This is a genomic window from Bacteroides zhangwenhongii (assembly GCF_009193325.2).
Taxonomy (GTDB): domain Bacteria; phylum Bacteroidota; class Bacteroidia; order Bacteroidales; family Bacteroidaceae; genus Bacteroides; species Bacteroides zhangwenhongii.
In genome coordinates this window covers 3,047,356-3,070,643 of sequence record NZ_CP059856.1, presented here as the reverse complement: position 1 = coordinate 3,070,643, position 23,288 = coordinate 3,047,356, and the positions used below count along the sequence as shown (strand labels likewise).

22 protein-coding genes are annotated in these 23,288 nt (G+C 42.5%); 14 read left to right on the top strand and 8 right to left on the bottom strand.

The genetic code is table 11. The annotated features are described in order from the left end of the window. The first annotated feature begins 59 nt into the window (after positions 1–59). Both rpsB and tsf read left to right on the top strand, forming a co-directional pair. Complete coding sequence (gene rpsB, locus GD630_RS12305; RefSeq protein ID WP_007749457.1) at positions 60–896, top strand: 30S ribosomal protein S2; 837 nt, start codon at positions 60–62, stop codon at positions 894–896. A gap of 121 nt (positions 897–1,017) precedes the next feature. Continuing rightward, the gene (tsf, locus tag GD630_RS12300) at positions 1,018–2,010 is read left to right on the top strand and encodes a translation elongation factor Ts (protein WP_007764310.1); all 993 of its coding nucleotides are present in this window, start codon (positions 1,018–1,020) and stop codon (positions 2,008–2,010) included. A 64-nt stretch (positions 2,011–2,074) separates the two neighbouring features. Here tsf and GD630_RS12295 read toward each other — a convergent pair whose 3' ends face one another. After that, positions 2,075–2,425 (bottom strand): translation initiation factor, encoded by a 351-nt coding sequence (locus GD630_RS12295; RefSeq protein WP_143868371.1) that lies wholly within the window; start codon positions 2,423–2,425, stop codon positions 2,075–2,077. Positions 2,426–2,590: 165 nt separating this feature from the next. Between GD630_RS12295 and GD630_RS12290 the strand changes: the two genes are divergently transcribed. Genes GD630_RS12290 through ispF form a run of 3 tightly spaced genes read left to right on the top strand, consistent with a single transcriptional unit; the run spans position 2,591 to position 4,351 of the window. Next, entirely contained in the window at positions 2,591–3,241 is a 651-nt protein-coding gene (locus GD630_RS12290; protein ID WP_143868369.1) for a redox-sensing transcriptional repressor Rex, read from the top strand. Further along, complete coding sequence (locus GD630_RS12285; RefSeq protein WP_143868367.1) at positions 3,241–3,855, top strand: fumarylacetoacetate hydrolase family protein; 615 nt, start codon at positions 3,241–3,243, stop codon at positions 3,853–3,855. The genes GD630_RS12290 and GD630_RS12285 overlap by 1 nt, the downstream gene beginning before the upstream one ends. Positions 3,856–3,871: 16 nt before the next feature. Then, the gene (ispF, locus tag GD630_RS12280) at positions 3,872–4,351 is read left to right on the top strand and encodes a 2-C-methyl-D-erythritol 2,4-cyclodiphosphate synthase (protein WP_007764319.1); all 480 of its coding nucleotides are present in this window, start codon (positions 3,872–3,874) and stop codon (positions 4,349–4,351) included. On the opposite strand, the gene GD630_RS12275 is transcribed toward ispF, so the two are convergent. Continuing rightward, entirely contained in the window at positions 4,348–5,214 is an 867-nt protein-coding gene (locus tag GD630_RS12275) for an exodeoxyribonuclease X C-terminal domain-containing protein (RefSeq protein WP_143868365.1), read from the bottom strand. The genes ispF and GD630_RS12275 overlap by 4 nt on opposite strands. 109 nt (positions 5,215–5,323) lie before the next feature. Between GD630_RS12275 and mnmA the strand changes: the two genes are divergently transcribed. The 7 genes from mnmA (at position 5,324) to GD630_RS12240 (ending at position 12,557) form a co-directional block, all read left to right on the top strand. After that, a complete protein-coding gene (gene mnmA, locus GD630_RS12270) occupies positions 5,324–6,409 on the top strand; it encodes a tRNA 2-thiouridine(34) synthase MnmA (protein ID WP_143868363.1) in 1,086 nt (361 codons plus the stop codon). 21 nt (positions 6,410–6,430) lie between these two features. Next, the gene (locus tag GD630_RS12265; protein WP_143868362.1) at positions 6,431–7,798 is read left to right on the top strand and encodes a S8 family peptidase; all 1,368 of its coding nucleotides are present in this window, start codon (positions 6,431–6,433) and stop codon (positions 7,796–7,798) included. A gap of 12 nt (positions 7,799–7,810) precedes the next feature. Beyond that, positions 7,811–9,139 (top strand): exodeoxyribonuclease VII large subunit, encoded by a 1,329-nt coding sequence (gene xseA / locus GD630_RS12260; protein WP_394368233.1) that lies wholly within the window; start codon positions 7,811–7,813, stop codon positions 9,137–9,139. Positions 9,140–9,160: 21 nt separating this feature from the next. Next, entirely contained in the window at positions 9,161–9,370 is a 210-nt protein-coding gene (xseB, locus tag GD630_RS12255; RefSeq protein WP_007749434.1) for an exodeoxyribonuclease VII small subunit, read from the top strand. Positions 9,371–9,389: 19 nt separating this feature from the next. Further along, on the top strand, positions 9,390–10,442 hold the full coding sequence (locus tag GD630_RS12250; protein WP_262890835.1) for a branched-chain amino acid aminotransferase: 1,053 nt from the start codon (positions 9,390–9,392) through the stop codon (positions 10,440–10,442). Between the two features lie 156 nt (positions 10,443–10,598). After that, complete coding sequence (gene trmB, locus GD630_RS12245) at positions 10,599–11,357, top strand: tRNA (guanosine(46)-N7)-methyltransferase TrmB (protein ID WP_143868358.1); 759 nt, start codon at positions 10,599–10,601, stop codon at positions 11,355–11,357. 99 nt (positions 11,358–11,456) lie between these two features. After that, positions 11,457–12,557, top strand: coding sequence for an Mrp/NBP35 family ATP-binding protein (locus GD630_RS12240; RefSeq protein WP_022275737.1), 1,101 nt, complete (start codon positions 11,457–11,459; stop codon positions 12,555–12,557). Between the two features lie 197 nt (positions 12,558–12,754). Here GD630_RS12240 and GD630_RS12235 read toward each other — a convergent pair whose 3' ends face one another. After that, positions 12,755–14,668: a TlpA family protein disulfide reductase gene (locus GD630_RS12235; RefSeq protein WP_143868356.1), complete on the bottom strand. Its 1,914-nt coding sequence runs from the start codon at positions 14,666–14,668 to the stop codon at positions 12,755–12,757. A 388-nt stretch (positions 14,669–15,056) separates the two neighbouring features. Between GD630_RS12235 and GD630_RS12230 the strand changes: the two genes are divergently transcribed. After that, complete coding sequence (locus GD630_RS12230; protein ID WP_143868354.1) at positions 15,057–15,662, top strand: porin family protein; 606 nt, start codon at positions 15,057–15,059, stop codon at positions 15,660–15,662. Positions 15,663–15,895: 233 nt separating this feature from the next. Here GD630_RS12230 and GD630_RS12225 read toward each other — a convergent pair whose 3' ends face one another. From GD630_RS12225 to mdh, 5 genes are all read right to left on the bottom strand, one after another. Continuing rightward, positions 15,896–17,137 carry an ABC transporter permease gene (locus GD630_RS12225; protein WP_143868352.1) on the bottom strand — a complete coding sequence of 414 codons (1,242 nt, stop codon included), beginning with the start codon at positions 17,135–17,137 and terminating at the stop codon, positions 15,896–15,898. Then, a complete protein-coding gene (locus GD630_RS12220; RefSeq protein WP_143864784.1) occupies positions 17,138–18,319 on the bottom strand; it encodes an ABC transporter permease in 1,182 nt (393 codons plus the stop codon). 6 nt (positions 18,320–18,325) lie between these two features. Continuing rightward, the gene (locus tag GD630_RS12215; RefSeq protein ID WP_143864785.1) at positions 18,326–19,318 is read right to left on the bottom strand and encodes an HlyD family secretion protein; all 993 of its coding nucleotides are present in this window, start codon (positions 19,316–19,318) and stop codon (positions 18,326–18,328) included. A 90-nt stretch (positions 19,319–19,408) separates the two neighbouring features. Next, the gene (locus tag GD630_RS12210; RefSeq protein ID WP_143864786.1) at positions 19,409–20,863 is read right to left on the bottom strand and encodes a TolC family protein; all 1,455 of its coding nucleotides are present in this window, start codon (positions 20,861–20,863) and stop codon (positions 19,409–19,411) included. A 268-nt stretch (positions 20,864–21,131) separates the two neighbouring features. Beyond that, the gene (gene mdh, locus GD630_RS12205) at positions 21,132–22,073 is read right to left on the bottom strand and encodes a malate dehydrogenase (protein ID WP_007749415.1); all 942 of its coding nucleotides are present in this window, start codon (positions 22,071–22,073) and stop codon (positions 21,132–21,134) included. A 539-nt stretch (positions 22,074–22,612) separates the two neighbouring features. On the opposite strand from mdh, the gene GD630_RS12200 reads away from it, so the two are divergent. Continuing rightward, positions 22,613–23,203, top strand: a complete 591-nt coding sequence (locus GD630_RS12200) for an RNA polymerase sigma factor (RefSeq protein ID WP_004297236.1) — start codon at positions 22,613–22,615, stop codon at positions 23,201–23,203. Positions 23,204–23,288: the final 85 nt, after the last annotated feature.

Below are 23,288 nucleotides of genomic sequence, written 5' to 3'. Positions count from 1 at the left end.
ACCCGGCGGTTGGTTTAGAAAAAACAAAAAAGAAAGTAAACGATTTAAAGAAAAACAAGATGTCAAGAACAAATTTTGATACATTATTGGAAGCTGGTTGCCACTTCGGACACCTTAAGAGAAAGTGGAATCCTGCAATGGCTCCTTATATTTTCATGGAACGCAATGGTATTCATATCATTGACCTCCACAAAACAGTTGCAAAAGTAGACGAAGCTGCTGAAGCTTTGAAACAGATTGCCAAATCCGGCAAGAAAGTTCTTTTTGTTGCTACTAAAAAACAAGCGAAACAAGTTGTAGCTGAGAAAGCTCAATCTGTTAATATGCCTTATGTAATCGAACGCTGGCCGGGTGGTATGTTGACCAACTTCCCGACTATCCGTAAGGCTGTGAAGAAAATGGCTACTATCGATAAATTGACTAACGATGGTACTTATGCTAACCTTTCTAAGAGAGAAATCCTTCAGATCTCTCGTCAACGTGCAAAATTGGACAAGACTTTGGGCTCTATCGCTGACCTGACTCGTCTGCCGTCTGCTTTGTTCGTTATCGACGTGATGAAAGAAAACATCGCAGTTCGCGAAGCTAACCGTTTGGGTATTCCTGTGTTCGGTATCGTTGATACTAACTCTGATCCTACAAACATCGACTTCGTAATTCCTGCTAACGATGACGCTACTAAATCTGTAGAAGTTATCTTGGATGCTTGCTGCGCTGCAATGATCGAAGGTTTGGAAGAAAGAAAAGCTGAAAAGATCGACATGGAAGCTGCTGGTGAAGCTCCTGCCAACAAAGGCAAGAAGAAATCAGTGAAAGCTAGACTCGACAAGTCTGACGAAGAAGCTATCAACGCAGCTAAAGCTGCTGCTTTCATCAAGGAAGACGAAGAGGCTTAATATATAAAATGTGCCAATTTGCTAATGTGCAAGGGTATACTTATACACTTGTATCTTGATTGGCAGATTGGCACATTTTTTGTTTAGGAAATTATTATTCATTTAAATAAAGGAAATTATTATGGCTGTAAGTATGGCTGATATTACCAAGCTGCGTAAAATGACCGGAGCTGGTATGATGGATTGCAAAAACGCGTTGACTGAAGCTGAGGGCGATTTCGACAAGGCAATGGAGATTATCCGTAAGAAAGGACAAGCTGTTGCTGCTAAACGTTCGGAACGTGAGGCTTCTGAAGGTTGTGTTCTTGCTAAGACTACCGGTGACCGTGCTGTTATCGTTGCTTTGAAGTGTGAAACTGACTTTGTGGCTCAGAACGCTGATTTCGTGAAATTGACTCAGGATATTCTTGATCTTGCTGTGGCTAACAAATGCAAGACTTTGGACGAAGTAAAGGCATTGCCTATGGGTAACGGTACTGTACAGGATGCAGTGACTGACCGTAGCGGTATCACAGGTGAGAAAATGGAACTGGATGGCTACATGACTGTAGAAGGTGTAAGCACTGCTGTTTACAACCACATGAACAGAAATGGCCTTTGCACGATTGTTGCTTTCAACAAGCCTGTTGACGAGCAACTGGCTAAGCAGGTAGCTATGCAGATTGCTGCTATGAACCCGATTGCTATTGATGAGGACGGTGTTTCAGAAGAAATCAAACAGAAAGAAATCGAAGTTGCTATTGAGAAGACAAAAGCTGAACAGGTACAGAAAGCAGTTGAGGCTGCTTTGAAGAAAGCTAATATCAACCCGGCTCACGTAGACAGCGAAGAGCACATGGAAAGCAACATGGCTAAGGGCTGGATTACAGCTGAAGATGTAGCGAAAGCAAAAGAAATCATCGCTACTGTTTCTGCTGAGAAAGCTGCACACTTGCCTGAACAGATGATTCAGAATATCGCTAAGGGTCGTTTGGCTAAGTTCTTGAAAGAAGTTTGCTTGCTGAATCAGGAAGATATCATGGACGGTAAGAAGACTGTAAGAGAAGTATTGACTGCTGCTGATCCTGAATTGAAGATTGTTGACTTCAAACGTTTCACTTTGAAAGCTGAATAATTTTCTTCGGAAATAAGATATGGAGGGGAGGTTCAAAGCTCCCCTTTTATTTTTATTGTATGGATTAACCGCCTGCCCCTTTGGTTCTGGTATAGCCTTCCTTGATGAGCAGTTCTATAATTTTGACCTTGAAGTCTCCCTGTACCATTATCTCTCCGTCTTTGGCCGAACCGCCTACTCCACATTTGCTTTTAAGCAGCTTGCCTAATTCTTTCAAGTCGTTCTCCGTACCCACGAATCCGGTAATTAATGTTACCACTTTCCCGCCGCGATTCTTCTTGTCAATGGAAACCCGGAGGTTTTGTTTGTCTTTGTCAAGGGTGGACTGTTCTTCATCATCGTCCATCTCATAGCCGAAGTCGGGATTAGTAGAATACACGATGTTCAATCGATCTTTCCAATCATTCTTTTTCATACTCGTCATATTTATTTCTTCTCAAAAGTATCAAACTTATGGAAAAGGGCAAAATTTGAGCCTGTTTTCCTTGTTTTGTTTAATCTCTATTAAGGTTTTCCGTTATTGGGTTGTCAGTCTCAAAAAATAATGTACTTTTGCAAAATACCAAATTTTGTAAGAAGTATGAGCACTTATATACGAAAAGAGGCGGATAAAGTGCCGGAGCCTACCTTGCGCAGACTTCCCTGGTATCTGTCCAATATAAAACTAATGAAAGAAAAAGGAGAGCAATATGTCTCCTCGACACAAATCTCTAAGGAAATAAATATTGACGCTTCTCAAATCGCCAAAGACTTGTCGTATGTGAACATATCGGGACGTACGAGAGTGGGCTATAATATTGATGCACTGATTGAGGTTTTGGAAAGCTTTCTTGGATTTACTAATATGCACAAAGCCTTTTTGTTTGGTGTAGGTAGTTTGGGAGGTGCGTTACTCCGCGACTCGGGTTTGCGTCATTTCGGCCTGGAAATTGTGGCGGCTTTTGATGTCAATCCGGAATTGGTAGGGAAGGACTTAGGTGGAATTCCAATTTTCCATTCTGATGACTTTGAAGCAAAGATGAAGGAATATGATGTGAATATCGGTGTGCTGACAGTACCTATTAATATCGCTCAGGAAATTACAAATAAGATGGTAGACGGAGGAATAAAGGCAGTGTGGAACTTTACTCCTTTCCGTATTCGCGTGCCGGAAAATATTGTCGTACAGAACACTTCTCTTTATGCGCATCTGGCCGTTATGTTTAACCGATTGAATTTTAACGAGAAATAATGAAGATTATAGCAGTAGGAATGAACTACGCTCAGCATAATCAGGAGCTGGGACATACACAGATAAATACGGAACCGGTCATTTTTATGAAGCCGGACTCTGCCATTTTAAAGGACGGCAAGCCGTTTTTCATTCCTGACTTTTCTAACGAGATACATTATGAGACGGAATTGGTAGTCCGTATCAACCGTTTGGGGAAGAACATCGCTCCTCGTTTTGCTAACCGCTATTATGATGCCGTGACTGTGGGTATCGATTTTACTGCCCGTGATCTTCAGCGAAAGTTCCGTGAGCAGGGAAATCCTTGGGAACTTTGCAAAGGCTTCGATTCTTCGGCGGCTATCGGAGATTTTGTTCCGGTAGACCGTTACAAGGATATCCGGCATTTGAACTTCAATCTGTTGATTGACGGTAAAGAAGTGCAAAAAGGGTGTACGGCGGATATGCTTTTCAAAGTGGATGACATCATAGCGTATGTCAGTCAATTCGTGACACTGAAAATAGGTGATTTGCTATTTACCGGTACACCTGCCGGTGTAGGTCCGGTCGGTATCGGACAACATTTGCAAGGATATCTGGAGGGGGAAAAACTATTGGACTTCTATGTCCGCTGATGGAGGAAGGTAAATTATGAAGATAAGAGTAGGCTTTGGTTTTGATGTGCACCAATTGGTTGAAGGACGTGAGCTGTGGCTTGGAGGCGTTCTTCTGGAACACACAAAAGGATTGCTGGGGCATTCGGACGCTGATGTGCTATTGCACGCCGTCTGTGATGCATTGCTGGGAGCTGCGAATATGCGTGACATTGGCTATCACTTTCCGGATACAGCGGGAGAATTTAAGAATATCGACAGCAAAATCCTTCTGAAAAAGACCGTAGAACTGATTGCTTCCAAAGGATATAAGGTCGGTAATATTGACGCGACTATCTGCGCCGAACGCCCGAAGCTGAAAGCGCATATTCCTTTGATGCAGGAAACAATGGCAAACGTGATGGGTATCGATGTTGATGATATTTCCATTAAAGCGACCACTACCGAGAAACTCGGATTTACTGGTCGGGAAGAAGGTATCTCGGCTTATGCCACAGTACTGATAGAAAAGGATTAAACTGTTGTGGCCATAGCAAGTTTGACGTGACTGATACGGGTATACTTTGACCCGTAACTTTCGTATCGGCGTGACACCCGCGCAGATGCGACATAAATGATTTCTCCCGGTCGGTATTCATGTTCTATCCCGGATAGTGTGCATGAAACCGCACTGGGATTTTTTGACGGTATACTCATGATAACCAGGTTGCCGCTTGCATCGGCCAATGTCAGTACCTGCTTTACAAAGAATTGTGGTACAGTACCATTTATTCTTGTCTTATACGGATCATCTTCCAACCGCACCCGTATGACTTTTAATCTGAGGTCTGCGAGTTTCTCCCCCAGCTCACCCAAATACCGGCTTGCTGAATGTTTCTCTTTCGACTTCCTTTGCATGAGGTCTAAATGTACGGAGTGATAAGCTTGCGCTATCTTGACGAAACGTTCCTGTTTGGGGATTCTCGGTGTAAACTTATAGGCTATCCAACTCAAATAAGCCGGATCCACTTTCAATATCTCATGTAGGAAATGCCCCCGATACTTCCCGAAAAAGATAAGGTCGTCGCCATTGCTTTGCATTCTCTTTTCGTTGTAATCTACAAGAATCAGGCAGCGCCTTGAATAATAGAACATAGTACTTGCCATACGGAGGGATTCATTGATGTCCGGTGACAAATCATGTATGTAAAGGATGGATTGTTTTTCCGGTAGAGGAGAATAAAGCCATAACGAATAGTTGGGTTTACCCGGTCGGGGTAATACCACCAAGTAAACTCCCGCCTCTTTGAAAGAGGCCCTGCCTCGGTTGTATTCATTCAGTTTGGCATACAATAAGGCTTGCTCATTTTCGGAAATGCCCGGTAATCTTGGGTTAGCCATAATTGTTCTTGCTTTTGTATATCTCAAATATAAGGATTTTCTTCCGGAAAAGCAAGAATTCTCTTTGAAATCTCGTACATTTGTATCCATGTAACTTTTCAAGGATCAGATGAAAGAACGAAATAAGAGAGTGCTGGTGGGTATGAGTGGCGGTATAGACAGTACCGCTGCCTGTCTTATGCTGCAAGAACAAGGATACGAAATAGTGGGAGTCACTATGCGTGTGTGGGGAGATGAGCCGCAGGATGCCAGAGAGTTGGCTGCCAGGATGGGCATTGAACATTATGTGGCGGATGAACGTATACCTTTTAAAGAGACTATTGTAAAAAACTTCATAGACGAATATAAGCAGGGACGTACACCGAATCCTTGTGTGATGTGCAATCCGTTGTTTAAGTTCCGTGTGTTGACGGAATGGGCGGACAAGTTGGATTGTGATTGGATTGCTACCGGACATTATTCACGGCTGGAAGAGAAAAACGGGCATATTTATATCATAGCCGGAGACGATGATAAAAAAGACCAGTCTTATTTTCTTTGGAGGTTGGGACAGGAAGTGCTGAAGCGTTGTATCTTTCCGTTGGGAGATTATACGAAAGTGAAAGTGCGTGAATACTTGGCTGAGAAAGGCTATGAGGCTAAATCGAAGGAGGGGGAGAGCATGGAAGTCTGTTTCATTAAAGGAGATTACCGCGACTTTCTCCGTGAACAGTGTCCGGAATTGGATAGCGAGATCGGTCCGGGATGGTTTGTCAACTCCGAAGGTGTAAAGCTGGGGCAGCACAAAGGGGCGCCTTATTATACTATAGGTCAGAGGAAAGGACTGGAAATCGCGCTTGGAAAGCCTGCTTATGTATTGAAAATCAACCCTCAGAAGAATACGGTGATGCTTGGCGATGCGGAGCAGTTGAAGACGGATTATATGTTGGCGGAGCAGGATAAGATTGTGGACGAACAAGAACTGTTTCAGTGTGAGAACCTGACAGTACGGATTCGCTATCGCAGTCGTCCGTTGGCCTGTCGGGTGAGACGTCTTGAAGACGGGCGTTTGCTTGTCCGTTTTCTTGAAACGGCTTCGGCTATAGCTCCCGGACAATCGGCTGTATTCTATGATGGAAAGCGAGTGTTGGGAGGAGCTTTCATAGCTTCACAGCGTGGAATAGGTCTGGTGATTCTGGAAAACGAAGGATTTTAATTGATAAAATAAAGATAACTGATGAAGAAGTTTATACTATTGATTCTTACTTTAACTGTGTGCTTGGGTGGATTCGCCCAATTTACTCCCGGAGATACCTTGAAGTATCGTATCAGTCTGAAAGACAAGGCTGCTACCGATTATTCTTTGCAAAAGCCGGAAAAGTACTTATCCAAAAAGTCTATTGAACGGAGAAAGAAACAGGGTTTGAAGATTGATTCCACCGATTTGCCGGTATGTAAGAAATATGTAGACGCTATCCGTCGGAAAGGAGTTCACATACTTGTGACCGGAAAATGGGAGAATTTCGTTACTGTCTCTTGTAATGACAGTGTGTTGATAGATGAGATTGCCCGGTTGCCTTTTGTGCGTTCTGCGGAAAAAGTATGGAAAGGAAAGATGGAAAAAGCTACCCGAAGAGATTCGTTGATTAATAAGCCGCTACGTACAGATAGCCTTTACGGTCCTGCGTGTACCCAGATTGAGATAAGCAAGGCGAACCTCCTTCATGATGCGGGTTTCAAGGGAAAAGGAATGACGATTGCGGTTATTGATGCGGGATTCCATAATGTAGATAAGATTGAAGCGATGAAGAATATCGATATTCAGGGTGTGCGTGACTTTGTAAACCCGGAGGCGGATATTTATGCGGAAAGCAGTCACGGTATGTCCGTCCTTTCCTGTATGGCGATGAATCAGCCGAATGTCATGATCGGTACGGCTCCCGAAGCTTCTTATTGGTTATTGCGCAGTGAGGATGAGTATTCGGAGAACTTAGTGGAACAGGACTATTGGGCGGCAGCTATTGAGTTTGCCGATAGCGTAGGTGTGGATTTGGTGAATACATCACTCGGATATTATTCCTTTGATGATCCGACAAAGAATTATAGGTACCGTGATCTGAACGGGCATTATGCGTTGATGTCACGTGAGGCTTCCCATGCAGCCGATAAAGGAATGGTCGTTGTTTGCAGTGCCGGAAACTCCGGGGCGGGTTCGTGGAAGAAGATTACCCCTCCGGGAGATGCGGAAAATGTGATCACTGTAGGCGCCATTAATAAAAGAGGTGAGTTGGCTCCGTTTTCTTCCGTAGGAAATACGGCGGACGGACGGGTGAAACCTGATGTGGTGGCTGTCGGTCTGGGATCGGATGTGATGGGAACGAATGGCAATCTTAGCCGTGCCAACGGTACGTCGTTCTCTTCTCCGATTATGTGTGGGATGGTGGCTTGTCTGTGGCAGGCTTGTCCAAAGCTGACGGCAAAAGAGATAATCGAAATTGTTCGCCGTTCGGGTGACAGAGCCGGTTTCCCCGACAATATTTATGGCTATGGCATACCCGACTTATGGAGGGCTTATCTAGACTCCTCCTCTAAGGAAAAGAAATAAGATGGCTGCTGTATGATAAACACTATGAATCAGTCGAAGCGGTCAGACCCCTTCTCTTCGGGGGAGGGTGGAGAAAGACTTTCTCTTTTGGAGCTGAATGCGCTTGTCCGCCGTAGTCTGGAGCAATGCCTGCCTGATGAATATTGGATACAGGCTGAACTGAGCGATGTCCGTTCCAATACGACAGGCCATTGCTATCTGGAATTTGTGCAGAAAGATCCTCGCAGCAATAGTCTTATCGCTAAAGCACGCGGTATGATTTGGAATACCATTTATCGTTTGCTGAAACCCTATTTCGAGGAAACGACCGGGCAACCGTTTACATCCGGCATTAAAGTGCTGGTGAAAGTGACCGTCCAGTTTCACGAACTTTACGGTTACAGTCTGACCGTGCTCGATATTGATCCTGCCTATACATTGGGAGATATGGCCCGTCGTCGCCGGGAAATACTGTTGCAGTTGGAGGAAGAAGGAGTACTGACCTTGAATAAGGAATTGGAAATGCCTCAGCTTCCTCAACGTATTGCGGTCATCTCTTCCGCTACTGCAGCCGGATACGGCGATTTTTGTCATCAGTTGCAGCACAATCCCGGAGGGTTCTTCTTTTACACAGAACTGTTTCCTGCATTGATGCAGGGGAATCAGGTGGAAGAATCTGTGTTGGCTGCATTAGACCGCGTCAATGCCCGTATTGATGATTTTGATGTGGTGGTCATCATTCGTGGCGGAGGGGCTACTTCCGATTTGTCCGGCTTCGACACTTACCTATTAGCTGCTGCGTGTGCGCAGTTCCCGCTTCCTATCATTACCGGAATTGGTCATGAACGTGACGATACAGTGCTTGATTCGGTGGCTCATACCCGGGTGAAAACTCCTACGGCTGCGGCGGAACTTTTGATTCATCGGGTTGCGGAAGTGGCGGACCGTCTGGAAGATTTGTCTGTTCGCATTCGGCAAGGAGCATATATGTTGTTGGAGCGGGAGCGGAGAAGATTGGATACACTGCAGGCTCGTATCCCGAACCTTGTACAGCGGAAACTGACAGAGGCGCGTTTTGCCTTGCTGACAGCCCGAAAGGATCTGTCGCAAGTCACAATGGCGTTATTGTCCCGCCAGCGTCACCGATTGGAACTTTTGCAACAACGCATTGCCGATGCCTCTCCCGATAAATTGTTAAGTCGTGGATACAGCATCACGCTAAGAGGTGGGAAGGTGGTAACGGACGCATCCTCATTGAAGTCGGGAGACAGATTGGTCACCCGGTTCTCGAAAGGGGAGGCGCAATCTGTGGTAGAGCAAAGCCGTCTTATCGGAACTGATAAAAGAAACAAATCTCATTAACTCTTAATAAATATAACGATCGTGGCAGCAAAAAAAGAAACCTATCTTCAAGCAATGGAACGTCTCGAGAAGATTGTTCGCCAGATAGACAATAATGAATTGGATATTGACATCTTGGGTGAGAAAATCAAAGAAGCCAATGAAATAATAGCTTTCTGCACCGAAAAACTGACGAAAGCAGATAAGGAAGTCGAAAAATTATTGCAAGAAAAGCGGCAATCTGAAGAATAAAAGCTATTTTTGCGAATCAATACATAAGAAAAATAAACTAATACGTTACAATATGAAAGAAATAGACTGGGCGAATCTGTCGTTTGGCTACATGAAGACAGACTACAATGTGAGAATTAATTTCCGCAATGGAGCATGGGGAGAACTGGAAGTAAGCAGTGACGAACATCTGAATCTGCACATGGCAGCTACGTGCTTGCATTATGGTCAGGAAGCGTTTGAAGGCTTGAAAGCTTTTCGTGGAAAAGACGGTAAAGTGCGTATTTTCCGTTTGGAAGAGAATGCAGCCCGTCTGCAATCTACTTGTCAGGGAATCCTGATGGCTGAACTTCCGACTGAACGTTTCAAGGAAGCTATTCTGAAAGTGGTGAAACTGAACGAACGTTTCATTCCTCCATACGAGACAGGTGCTTCTCTTTACATTCGTCCGTTGCTGATCGGAACAAGTGCTCAAGTGGGGGTGCATCCGGCAGATGAATATATGTTTGTCGTATTTGTGACTCCGGTAGGTCCGTACTTCAAGGGTGGTTTCTCTACCAATCCGTACGTTATCATTCGCGAATATGACCGTGCTGCTCCTCACGGAACTGGTATCTATAAAGTGGGTGGTAACTATGCCGCCAGTCTTCGTGCCAACAAAAAAGCGCATGACTTGGGTTATTCTTGCGAGTTCTATCTTGATGCGAAAGAAAAGAAGTATATCGATGAGTGTGGAGCTGCCAACTTCTTCGGTATCAAAAATAACACTTATATCACTCCGAAGTCAACTTCCATCCTCCCGTCTATCACGAACAAGAGCTTAATGCAGTTGGCGGAAGATATGGGTATCAAGGTTGAACGCCGCCCGATACCGGAAGAAGAACTGGAGACTTTTGAAGAAGCCGGCGCTTGCGGAACTGCGGCAGTAATCAGCCCGATTCAGCGTATCGACGATTTGGAGAATGGAAAATCATACGTTATCTCTAAAGACGGAAAGCCGGGACCGATTTGTACGAAGCTGTATAATAAGTTGCGTGGTATCCAATATGGTGACGAACCGGATACACACGGATGGGTGACAATCGTAGAATAATACAGATTTCACCACAGATTACACGGATTAACACGGATTAGAAAGAAGAAATAATCTGTGTTAATCCGTGTAATCTGTGGTGAAAATAATCCTCTTCTTTTTTCTTTTTGCCGATTACGTCAAAATCAGTACCTTTGCAGTCTAATCAGGATTGATATGGGTAAGAACAAATTAGAAAAGTTTGCCGATATGGCAAGTTATCCGCACGTCTTCGAGTATCCTTATTCGGCGATAGATAACGTGCCTTTCGATATGAAGGGAAAATGGCATGAGGAGTTTTTCAAAAACGATCATCCTATTGTACTCGAACTGGGCTGTGGACGTGGTGAGTACACGGTCGGTCTGGGAAAGATGTTTCCCGAGAAGAATTTTATAGCGGTCGATATCAAAGGAGCCCGTATGTGGACCGGAGCTACGGAGTCATTGCAGGCGGGAATGAAGAATGTGGCTTTCCTGCGTACCAATATTGAGATTATCGAACGCTTCTTTGCTGAGGGTGAGGTGAGTGAAATATGGCTTACTTTCTCTGATCCGCAGATGAAGAAAGCGACGAAACGGCTGACCTCCACTTATTTTATGGAAAGATACCGCAAGTTCTTGCGACCGGACGGCATTATCCACCTGAAGACGGACAGCAATTTCATGTTTACTTATACAAAATACATGATAGAGGCGAACCGGCTTCCGGTAGATTTTATGACCGAAGATTTATATCACTCGGAATTGGTGGATGATATTCTCGGTATCAAGACCTATTATGAACAACAATGGCTCGATCGTGGTTTAAACATCAAGTATATCAAATTCCGTCTTCCACAGGAAGGGAAGTTGCAAGAGCCGGATGTGGAAATAGAACTTGATTCTTATCGCAGTTATAACCGCAGCAAGCGTAGCGGACTAAATACAAGTAAATAAAACTGCATAAATATGGACCGGACCTACGCATCTCCTCCTATCACTCAAGGAGCCTGCGCATCTCCCTCTTTAATTTTTAATATTTAATTTTTAATTGACATGACTCTTTATCCTAAATTGATATTGGATGCATTGGCAACGGTGCGCTATCCCGGTACGGGAAAGAATTTGGTAGAAGCGGAGATGGTTGCCGATAATCTCCGTATTGACGGTATGTCTGTCAGTTTTTCATTGATCTTTGAGAAACCGACCGATCCGTTTATGAAATCAATGGTGAAAGCTGCCGAGACGGCTATTCATACCTATGTGTCTCCGGATGTGCAGGTGACGATTGCGACAGAAAGTAAACAAGCTCCCCGTCCGGAGGTGGGCAAGATGCTTCCTCAGGTAAAGAATATTATTGGTATCTCTTCCGGTAAAGGCGGGGTAGGCAAGTCTACCGTGTCAGCAAATCTGGCGGTTGCTTTGGCGAAATTGGGTTATAAGGTAGGTTTGCTCGATGCGGATATCTTCGGTCCTTCCATGCCGAAAATGTTCCAGGTGGAAGATGCGCGCCCGTATGCCGAGCGTATAGACGGTCGTGATCTGATTATTCCGGTAGAGAAATATGGAGTGAAATTATTGTCTATCGGTTTCTTTGTTGATCCGGATCAAGCTACTTTATGGCGTGGCGGGATGGCAAGCAATGCGTTGAAACAGTTGATAGGTGATGCGGCTTGGGGAGATTTGGATTATTTCCTGATAGACCTTCCTCCCGGAACCAGTGATATTCATCTGACCGTTGTTCAGACATTGGCTATGACAGGGGCGATTGTTGTCAGCACTCCGCAGGCGGTTGCTTTGGCGGATGCCCGTAAGGGAATCAATATGTTCACCAATGATAAGGTAAATGTGCCCATTCTCGGTCTGGTTGAGAATATGGCATGGTTTACTCCTGCCGAACTTCCTGAAAATAAATACTATATCTTCGGCAAAGAAGGTGCCAAGAAACTGGCTGAAGAGATGAATGTTCCTTTGCTGGGACAGATTCCTATCGTACAAAGCATCTGTGAAGGAGGAGATAATGGTACTCCTGTCGCATTGGATGAAGATTCCGTGACCGGACGTGCGTTCCTTTCCTTGGCAGCCAGTGTCGTCCGTCAGGTAGATCGTCGGAATGTGGAAATGGCTCCTACCAAGATTGTAGAGATGCATAAATAAGAGTTTGTAAAAGAACTGCATCGTAATGAATAATAAAACGCAGATTAACGCAATTTATCGTAGGGTATTTCAATTATATATTTATCAATAATTTGTAAAACTGTTTCTACTATGTTTGCGTTAATCCGCGTTTCGTTTATTCATTATGTCAACACTCTTCTGGATACTCCAAAGCCCCTTTTATACCATATTCAGAACTATTTACTCAAAGTTTTCAGTAACTGCTCTTTCATCGTTTCCACTCCCGGAAATCCTGTCTTCTTATAAGTGATATTACCCTCAGGATCAATGATAAAATAGGTAGGAACTCCCTCTATGTTGAGGTTGGACATCAGAAAATTCCATTGTTCGTTGGTTACGCGGAAATGCTCACCGTGAATATCGGAAATCATATTTTCCCATGTTCCTTTGGGAGACGTTTCGCCTGTGATGTAAAGGTAGATAATGTCTTTCTCTTTCAATTCTTCTTTTATCGGGGCGATTGCTTTATTGGCCATGCGGCAAGGACCGCACCAGGTTGCCCAAATATCAACTAGTAAAGTGTGTCCGCGAAACTTGGAAAGGATGGATGGGAACAAATCTTCATTGGAGACTTCTCCCGCTTCATTGATAGTAAATCCACTCTTCCTTTTGTTCAATTCTATTTTCTTTATTGTTTCTTTGTTCGTTTGAGTAAGCATTTCGGTATACGCCGGAGAAGACAACTTCTTTATTTCTATCTCCTGATCTGCTGTCAATGGAATGAAATCTTTGATAGAATGGTACAGTTCGTTGAATCTTATATAATCAAATAATGGCCCTTGATTCGTTCCTAACGTTTCTTTAAGTATTTTCCGATAGTTCGGCATAAAACTGATCAGATAGATTGTTGATGCATACTGCCTGCTGTATAACGCTTTGAGGGTATTGATGGAAGTAAATTCCTTTAATATGTCATAGTATCCTTCGGGAATATCAATATGCGTATTGGAAAAATATTCGTTTGCTTTTTCTCTGTTCAACTTATTTACAGCAATATAAGCAGATTTTAGCTCTCTGTCTGTCATCGCGATTTTCCCGGTTGCTGCCAGATCTACCTGTATGTTTAATAGTTCTTTGCATGCATTGCTATAGGAAGACTGTTCTATTGCTTTCCGGATGGATGGAAGACGTTCCAGTACGTAGGCTTTATATTCATCTGCGCTTTTCCCTGCAATGGCGTTGTACATATCCATGTAGAAAATACTTTTTAATGTGATATCAATATCTACCGAAGCCAGTTCTTGTTGCAAGCTGGCCAGATATCCGTTGAAGTATACAGGTTCTCCGAATGTTTTATCCTTCTTTTGCAGATGTGTCTGCCTACGGCAAAGTTCTTTTGTGTTGATAATGAGAGATGTTTCTTCATTGGGGGCTATCAGGCATTCCACCCAGCCGAAAGGAAGCTCCAATGCAACGCTTGTGACGGACGTTACTTTTACTTCTGCTTGAAAGCTGCCATCCTCCTCGATTTTTATAATATTCTGTTCGTTGTGGATATTCGATGCGGGACTTTCTATATGCATCCGCATCTGTTTCATCATATCTTTCTGATAATCGAGGATTTTCCCTTTCAAAGTAGCGGTAGCATAAGCTAACTTAGGGGTGGGTAATGCCGCTTTTTTGTTTATTTTGTGCTTAACCGCTTCTTTAGGAAGTTTTTGCTTGTAAAATGCGTTTCTGTCCAGTTGTATTCCCCATATCTTGTACGCTCCGTCAAAATCTCCTTCCGAGAAATCAAGACTAGTCACATTTTGAGGAATGGGAGGAAACAATAATTGGAATTCGGCTTCTCCTGATTCCGGCATCCAGAATTCTTTGTCCAATGTGATTCCAACTCCCTTGCGGATAGGGTAAAGCATTCCGTTATTGTCTCTCAGAAAACTGCCTGTCGCAATTTTTATCCAATATTTAGGGCGATAATAAGCTTTAATGTATAGGGTGGTAACTGTATCTCCCATAACAATTTTATCAATCTCAATGCTATTGGAACTCCAGGCTAGAAAAGGAGGACGTTCAATCACTCTGTCTTGGGCTTGTACACCGTAAACGGTGCAAAGTAGCAAGCCGATAATCCATGCGAAACTTCTCATATCTATATAATGTTTCTTATATAACGAACAAATATAAGAATATTCTTGTGACTACCCGTTGGTTTATAATAAAATATGTGTGTTTGTTGCAAGAATGTTTCAATGATATTATTTTACCAAAATTATTAAGCACGAAAAATGACAGGATAAACACTATTTTCGCCTAAATAGTCACACTTTAATAACATTTATGCAAAAAATAGTTGTTCTAGGATTTTTTTATATAAAATAAATGAAATATATTTGCGGGTACGAAATAGACGTTAAATATGAAACGGTGTGTCTTGATACTCTAACAAAGTTCAGGAAATTCCCCGCACTAGAGATACAAAACTATTAATAATGCTGACCAAAGGGAAAGAGGGAGGCGAATTAAAAAATAAATGATATGAAAAAAGGTTTGATTTTTGTGCTATTTGCACTTGTTTCTATCGTTTCTTATTCTCAGGTTTCTTGGAATGCCAAAGTTGGTATGAACATGAGTAATTTTACAGGTGATGCTGAAACTGATATGAAAATAGGTTTCAATGTTGGGGTTGGTATGGAATATCAGTTTACAGAAATGTGGTCTATTCAACCATCTTTGATGTTTACGACTAAAGGTGCAAAGGCTAAAATTGAAGAAAGTGGCTATGAGTTGAAAATCACAGACAATCCGATGTATCTTGAGATTCCAGTTTTGGCTGCTGCAAGATTTGCCGTTGCTGATAATCAGAATATTGTGGTAAAAGCAGGTCCTTATTTTGCATTTGGTATTGCTGGTAAAGAAAAATATGAAGCAGGTGGCGAAAGTGAAAAAATAGATATCTTTGGAGATGGTGATGATCAAGCTGGCATGAAGAGATTTGATGCGGGAATTGGCGTAGGTGTTGCTTACGAAATCAATAAATTCTTTATAGACTTAACTGGAGAATTTGGTTTAACTAAGTTGTACGATGGTGATGGTTCTGGAAAGAACATGAACTTCTCTATCGGTGTAGGTTATAAATTCTAATAAGGATTATACTCTCTTTATAATATCTCTTTAAAATCCCTCGTTCTATACTCTCTGGAACGAGGGATTTTTATATTATAATGTTTGATATATTTCTTCTTATTATATGATATTGGGACGAGTTATACATTCTGTCTCTCATTTATCTGCAAGAACTACTTGTCTGACACCCGGATCTCAGGTTGCATGACACCCGGGTGTCATACAACTTAATATCCTATATCAAAAATGAATTAATGTAGGGCCTTCTCTTTTAATTCTTTATATCTCTCTATCGCATGTTTACGGCTCATAAGGATTTGCCAGCGATATACCCAACAGGTGGTAAGGAAGTAAATGCCTGCCTGTAACCATAAAGCTTTATATTCAAAGGCTACTTCGCTTAGAGTAGCTCCCATATTATTGATTTTCACGAAACCATTGATACCGAAAGTAGACGGGAAGATGTAAGATACATACTTCCAAAAGGGAGGTATGGCGGCTCCCGGCCATGAAATTCCGGAGATAAATAATAAAGGGACAGATGTAAATACAAAAATCAGCATACACGTTTCCCGGTTGCGGATAGCGATAGAGGCAGTCATTGCAAAGAATATGCAGGCGGCTAAATAGGGGACAACAAATAACACTAATGAGTCCGGTTGTCCTATTTGGTTGAGGCTGAATATTCTTGGGACAATATACAGTACATAAAAAGCTACCAATATATAAATCAAGAAGTAGCTCAGACCTTTTCCGAGTACAATCCGTAAAGTACCGTTGTAATGCCGGTTGATGGGAACAAGGTCTTTGAAACGGTTGTTTTCTCGGGCAGTACCGGCAGCCAAGCCAATGCCGAGCAATAAGGTTTGCTGAATGATTAACACCAGTACGGCAGGAATCAGAAAAGCTGCGAATCCGGCAGTAGGATTGAATATGGAAATTTCCTCATACTCTATCGGATAAGCGGTGATTTCATCTTGACGGTCAGTAGTATTGCCACTACGTGCAATTTTGATATCCTGATTCATATCCAATGAAACGGCTGTATTGGCTATGAGCATGGATTTATAATAAAGTAATCCGCTCATATCACAATAAATGCTGACTTGCGTCTGTTTTCCTTTAGCTATATTATCACTAAAGTCAGAGGGTATATAGATAATACCATACGCAAGTCGGTTTTTCAACATCTGCTTGGCTTCCTCCATATCGGCACAGTATGAAACAATCTGGATATCGGGCGTAGCGTCTACTTTGCGCAGGTATTCACGGCTGAGAGATGAATGAGAGTCATCCACAACGACAGCGGGGACCTCACGCACAACTTCATTATCGTAAATGAAACTGTATAATAGCGGATAACCCAATGGAACGAGTATAAAGAATATCAGTACCCCCTGGTCGCGGAAAGTTGTCTGAAACTCCCGTTTCCAGATATAAAACAGGTCATTGATACCTTGTACTATCTTCTCTTTTAATTTTATATCTTTCATTTAGGGAATATATTTATAATAAACAAGTGCTTCTTTTAAGCGGTGAACTACCAGAAAAGGAAGCAGCATGAATATCAGTAATGCCATATAGTTACTCCAAGAATAAGCCATGCTGTACCCATTGAGCGCTTGATCTACATAAATAAGGAAGTAGTGACGCAACGGAAACAGATTGCTCAAAGCTTGTAAAACGGGATGCATCGCCATTACCGGAAATGAAAAGCCGGAGATGGAGAATGATATAACTCCCCATAAGGAAGCGAAACTCAGTCCAAGCCGCAAGGTCGGTAAGGTTCCTATCATGACAACGCCGCAACATTGCGAGGCGAGAACGAGACAGAGTGTTGCGAATATCATCGGAAAAATACCGCTATTGCAAGGAAAATGCAGGAAACCATACAGGTATACATTATAGAATATGCCCATAATAAAAAAGATAACCGTATGGGGCAGTAGTTTTCCTGCCAATGCAATATAAATCGAGTTATTGCTCATACGTAACCATTCACGTGCGGTACGGTCCTTGATTTCCACACCGATTGAATAGACGGTAACCATGAATATAAGTAACATAAGTACTCCCGGTATCAATGTGTTGCACAGATATACCGAATAGTTCAGCCACGGGTTATTCAGAGGATGCGTATCAATCACAATAGGTTGCAGAAATCCCATCGCCTGGCCTTCCGTTGCCCCTTTGGCATATAAAGCGGTTCGTGCGGCGGCACCGGAGGTGAGTTCCCCCATCATTTTCATGTCTCTGAAAAGCAAGGAGCCGGCAATCAGATAAGAATAGTTGGTGTAGAAAGAAATCTTAGGTTGCCGCTGGCTTTGCGCTTCTGCGGATAAACCCTTCGGGATGTAGAAAAATCCATAGATTTTCCCTTCCTGTACAGCAATTCGCGCATCCGTCACATTACTGTAATGCGCTATGACACCCGTCTGCGAGAAGGCATCCAGATTGCGCACGATGTTGCGGGAAGTCGATGAGTCGTCCATATCCACTACACCGGCCGGAAGATTCTGCGGAAGTCCCGAATCCATTAATGTCGTGAAGAAGATATAGCAGAATAGTGGAGCGATAACCATGCAGAAAAGGTAAAGCGGACGTGAAACCAACCGTCGGCATTCCCTTTGCATGACTTGCCACAAAGCTATATATTTCTTTTCTCTTTCTTTCATGACTTCTTATTTGTCAATGACAACCGACATTCCCGGACGGAGGTTTTCCACTTCTTCCATAGGGGAAGCTTTCACCTCAAATGTTTTCAAGTCAAACTGTCCGGTTGTTTTAGTTGCTTTCCAAGCGGCATAACTTCCTAGATCTTTCAGATAATATACTTTGAGTTTGATTGTTTTATTATCCAGAGCGGGTACGATTGCCTCAAACTCGGCTCCCATAGTCAAATCTTTGAGGAGGTCTTCGCGCACATTAAATGTTACCCACATATCGTTCAGTTCGGCTATGTTCATGATTGGCGCTCCTGTACCCACTAATTCACCGACTTTCGGGAAAATTTCAGAAACCTCTCCGGCGGCAGGCGCTATAAGATAGGTTTCCTTGATATACGATTCCACTTCGGCAACAGCACCTTTTGCCCGGTTCACCAAAGCCTCCGCAGCCATTTTGTCCTCACGTTCGGCTCCGTTCTTAGCCATTGTATATTGAGCTTTGGCGGCTTTCTCGGTTGCGATGGCGGCGTCACGCTGTGCGGTTACCTCATCCAACTTTTGTGCGGGCATAACTCCTTGCTCATGCAGGTTTTTGATTCTTTGGTATGATTTCTCGGCAATAGTAACACCTGCCTGTGCTTTTTGCCACATCTCGTAAGCAGCTTGGATTTGTTCCTTGCGGGCTCCTTTGATTGCTTTCTCATTCTGTGCTTGCGCAGCGGCTTCGGCTGCACGTGCCTGTTCCATTTTTGCCATGACGTCAGGAGCTTCTAAAATAGCCAGTGTATCACCGACATTTACGCTTTGACCTTCTTTCACGCGAAATTCCAGAATACGCCCTGGAACTTTGCTTGAAACGCGGTATTCGGTAACCTCTGCCTGCCCTTGTATGATCTCAGGGCCTTTGCGAAGCATGAAAAAGCCAACTACTGCAACGATTGCAATAACTCCGAGTAAAGTAAGAAAAGCCAGCAGCATATTGCTGTTTTGTGATTTTGTAGTTACCATATTATAATGAATTACTAAATTACTATTTATAAATTACCAGATAATGAGTTTTACTCCCAACTCTCCATTCTCCACTTTTTCACTCTCCACTTATTGAAGAGTTCCTAATGATTTCTTCAGATAAATCTCAGTCAGTTTTACGTCTATTTGTGCATCGATCTTTTCAGATTGGGCGGATAGCCAGGCGGTTTGCGCTTCGAGAACGTTGCTGGTGGCAATTACGCCTTCTCTGAATCCAAGCGTTGCATAACGGAGGTTTTCTTCTGCTTTTTCCATATTTTTGGAAGCCATAACCAACTTCTTGCCTGCTTCATTCACCTTGAATGCTGCTTGATTGACTTGCAACTCTATTTTTTCTCGTGCATCTTGAAGCTGATACTGGGCGATGCGTGCTTCGGCCTTTGCAGCTTTTGTTTTATAGATACCTTCTCCCCAATGCCATATAGGAAGCTGCACCATGACACCTACGTTCCACATACCTTTGAATTTATTCTCAAAACTGTTGAAGACGGAAGGGTTGGTGACCATGTAGTTTCCCATCAATGCGATAGACGGAAGATGTTCGGCGCGGGTTACGTTGACTTTCTGCTTGTAGATTTGTGTCGCCAGTTCAAGACTGCGTATCTCCGGACGGTTTTCGTATGCAGTGGACAGATCGAAATGAGTGTCTGTCGGAATTAATGGAATATTCTCCATATTTTCATCCGCCAGCGTGATGGGTGAACTCAGATCGAGACCGCATAGTTGACACAACAACATTCGGGAAAGGCTCAATCCGTCTTCCACTTTAGTTAGTGTCATTTCCGCTTCATTGACTTTGACGCGTACGGAAAGACCGTCCGCTTTGGTCGCTACTCCTTCGGCGATCATCTTCTCAACATCGCTATCCAGTTGTTGCAGAAGTTTTAAGTAACCTTCTGCCAATTTTTTCTTATTGACCAGTGAGATTACCTGCCAATAGGCTTGGTCGGTGCTCATGATAACTTCCTGCATACCACCATTATGTTGTTGGCGTGCCAACTCTTCGGCGTACTTCGTTATTTTATTATAAGCACGGATTTTACCGCCCATATATAAAGGCTGGGTTAATGTGATGGCTCCGGCATATACATTTCTGGTGTCTGTACGAAGCGCATCCACCAAAGAATTGCCTGCTTGGTCGAGGGCTGCCGGTAAACTTCCGCTTAATGAGGATATGAGTGGAGCCAGTTCGGGATAAGTTGCTATAATTCCGGCTGCGGCTTGCCCGATGGGACCTGCCAGATTACTTCCCAATCCGGAGAGTGCCGCTTTCTGATCGTTGTTCAATAGAGAGAATTCTTTTTGATTTCTCATGTAAGCTCCGGTTGCCGAAAAGTTGGGTAAGTAGTTGGTAAATGCCGCCTTTCGTTGGTAATGGGCTGCATTTATTTTTTCATGGCTTATCAACAAATCTTTGTTGTTGGTAAGCGCTAATGCCCGGCAACTATCCAAGCTTAGTGAAGTTTGCGCTTTTACTATAAAAGTCAGGTGCAATAGGATTGTCAGGAGAAATAGTTTTTTCATCGCATCTTGCATATTAATAAGGTGATACTTCTATTTAAATAACCCTGTTCTTATGTAATTTGTTTATGGAAATAGTCTGTTTATTTGTACTTGTTAGCTTAAACAATAATTGCATAAACAACGATGCAAATGTATGTGCTTTCTATGAGAAAGCAAAAAGAATTAGCTTTTTTTAGAAATATAGCAAAATTAGTGATTCCGGTGAAAAGAAAAAGGCCGTTCTTCTGAAATGAAGAACAGCCTTTTAATATATAAATGTAAAAGGGGATTAAAGAGCACCTACTTCTTTCAAAGCAGCGTTTGTTTTGTGAACAGCAGCAGCACTGGCAGCAAATTTAGCTTTCTCGTCAGCGTTCAGGTCTAGTTCAACAATCTTTTCGATACCGTTTTTGCCAAGAATAACAGGAACACCGATACAGATATCTGACTCGCCATATTCGCCTTCCAGGAATACAGAGCAAGGAATCATCTTCTTCTGGTTGTGGATGATGGATTCAACTACAAATGCTCCAGCTGCACCCGGTGCATACCATGCGGAGGTACCCAGCAATTTAGTCAGTGTAGCACCACCTACCATAGTAGCGGCAGCTACTTCGTTCAGTTTTTCTTCTGACAGGAAGTTGGTTACAGGCATACCTTTGTAAGTAGCGAAACGAGTCAACGGAATCATAGTAGTATCACCGTGACCACCGATAACCATACCTTCTACTTCGTTAGCATTGCATCCCAAAGCCTGAGCCAGGAAATATTTGAAGCGAGAGCTATCCAGAGCACCACCCATACCGATAATACGGTTTTTCGGCAAGCCTAAAGATTTCAATGACAAATAAGTCATTGTGTCCATCGGGTTAGAAATTACAACAAGGATAGCGTTTGGAGAATATTTCAAGATGTTCTGTGCTACCGATTTAACGATGCCAGCGTTCACACCGATCAGTTCTTCACGAGTCATACCCGGTTTACGAGGAATACCTGAAGTAATCACAACAACGTCAGAATCAGCAGTCTGAGCATAGTCATTAGTGCAGCCTACTATTGTAGTGTCGAAGCCCAGCAATTGAGCTGTCTGCATCATATCCATTGCTTTACCTTCTGAAACGCCTTCTTTAACGTCCAGCATTACTACTTCGTCTGCTACTTCATTAAAAGCAAGTACATTTGCACATGTAGCACCTACGTTACCTGCGCCTACTACGGTTACTTTTGACATAATACTATATATTTAAAAAGTTGATAATTTGTTTTATCTTTTAGCGCGACAAAATTACAACGATAATCCTAATTAAAGAAATTTTTCCGTAATAATTTTAGTTAAAGGTCTGAGTTCCCAATAATATAATAGGTATGATAATTTAATAATTGCTTGCCTATCCGGATTTACTTCGTCCGCTACTATTACTTCGTTGCACTATAGTGTTCCGCAAGAATAACTATAGTCTTCTTTGCGCATAACTATAGTCATACGTAAGGGAGACTATAGTTAAACGAAATAAGTATAGGCAGTGAAATTAATGATAGTAGGCAGAGAAAGAAATAAAGTTCGTATCTTGATGGATAATTTTTGGTGATGCGTTACATCAATGTTCCTAATTCATTTTTGTATGGAAATGGAAGATTCCCAGTTAAAGTGACGGGGAACCTGGCAAGTTTTTTAAATAATGAACGAATAAAGTCCGAAAGCTTATTATCTTTGTGCCAATCTGTTAATTGAAAGTTTAATGAACTGCTGAAAATATCGAAAATATCAAAATGAAGTTCTGGGAATCAAATCATCAATCTGTTCAGGAAGGGGATATGCAATTTATTGCACTTTACAAATTCTACTATCAAGATTTGTATGCTTATGGAGTGAGTTTGGGGTTCAATACCGAAGATGTGAAAGATGCAATTCAAGAAGTATATCTAAAATTGTATTTCAATGAGCGCCTGTGTATTGATGAGAAGAAAATAAAATTTTATTTGTTGCGTTCGGTTAGGAATCAGCTGATTGATTGGGAGCGTACAAAGAAAGATACATCTTCTATAGAAGAAGAGGAAAGGAGTTTTAAATTATCCGTATCCGTTGAAGAAAGCTTTATTTCTGATGAAGAAGACTTATTACTGAAAAAAAGGGTGAATAGAATTCTTGATTTGCTGACAGATCATCAGCGGGAAATAGTCTATTTACATTTTATAGAGGAAATGCCTTATGAAGAGATTGCGGTAATGCTGGATATGAAAATTCAAACGGTGCGCGGACAAGTCTTTAAAGCGATGGAGAAATTAAGAAAACTGGATTCAAAAGATTATTTTCTGTTTTTTCTTATCTTATACCTGCATGGCGTTTCTGTTTTTAAATAGTTGAAAATGAATATTGTACACAGAGGCAGGGAACGTAAATTTATAACTCCCTGCTTTTTTATTTATTTTTTTGAGGAAAAAAGGA

Coding starts and splice junctions, on each gene's coding strand:
- mnmA (WP_143868363.1), top strand. CDS start 5,324: ATGAAAGAACGAAATAAGAGAGTGCTGGTGGGTATGAGTGGCGGTATA.
- GD630_RS12200 (WP_004297236.1), top strand. CDS start 22,613: ATGAAGTTCTGGGAATCAAATCATCAATCTGTTCAGGAAGGGGATATG.
- GD630_RS12230 (WP_143868354.1), top strand. CDS start 15,057: ATGAAAAAAGGTTTGATTTTTGTGCTATTTGCACTTGTTTCTATCGTT.
- GD630_RS12235 (WP_143868356.1), bottom strand. CDS start 14,668: ATGAGAAGTTTCGCATGGATTATCGGCTTGCTACTTTGCACCGTTTAC.
- ispF (WP_007764319.1), top strand. CDS start 3,872: ATGAAGATAAGAGTAGGCTTTGGTTTTGATGTGCACCAATTGGTTGAA.
- GD630_RS12285 (WP_143868367.1), top strand. CDS start 3,241: ATGAAGATTATAGCAGTAGGAATGAACTACGCTCAGCATAATCAGGAG.
- rpsB (WP_007749457.1), top strand. CDS start 60: ATGTCAAGAACAAATTTTGATACATTATTGGAAGCTGGTTGCCACTTC.
- trmB (WP_143868358.1), top strand. CDS start 10,599: ATGGGTAAGAACAAATTAGAAAAGTTTGCCGATATGGCAAGTTATCCG.
- GD630_RS12265 (WP_143868362.1), top strand. CDS start 6,431: ATGAAGAAGTTTATACTATTGATTCTTACTTTAACTGTGTGCTTGGGT.
- GD630_RS12240 (WP_022275737.1), top strand. CDS start 11,457: ATGACTCTTTATCCTAAATTGATATTGGATGCATTGGCAACGGTGCGC.
- xseA (WP_394368233.1), top strand. CDS start 7,811: ATGATAAACACTATGAATCAGTCGAAGCGGTCAGACCCCTTCTCTTCG.
- GD630_RS12275 (WP_143868365.1), bottom strand. CDS start 5,214: ATGGCTAACCCAAGATTACCGGGCATTTCCGAAAATGAGCAAGCCTTA.
- mdh (WP_007749415.1), bottom strand. CDS start 22,073: ATGTCAAAAGTAACCGTAGTAGGCGCAGGTAACGTAGGTGCTACATGT.
- GD630_RS12290 (WP_143868369.1), top strand. CDS start 2,591: ATGAGCACTTATATACGAAAAGAGGCGGATAAAGTGCCGGAGCCTACC.
- tsf (WP_007764310.1), top strand. CDS start 1,018: ATGGCTGTAAGTATGGCTGATATTACCAAGCTGCGTAAAATGACCGGA.
- GD630_RS12220 (WP_143864784.1), bottom strand. CDS start 18,319: ATGAAAGAAAGAGAAAAGAAATATATAGCTTTGTGGCAAGTCATGCAA.
- GD630_RS12225 (WP_143868352.1), bottom strand. CDS start 17,137: ATGAAAGATATAAAATTAAAAGAGAAGATAGTACAAGGTATCAATGAC.
- GD630_RS12215 (WP_143864785.1), bottom strand. CDS start 19,318: ATGGTAACTACAAAATCACAAAACAGCAATATGCTGCTGGCTTTTCTT.
- GD630_RS12210 (WP_143864786.1), bottom strand. CDS start 20,863: ATGAAAAAACTATTTCTCCTGACAATCCTATTGCACCTGACTTTTATA.
- GD630_RS12295 (WP_143868371.1), bottom strand. CDS start 2,425: ATGAAAAAGAATGATTGGAAAGATCGATTGAACATCGTGTATTCTACT.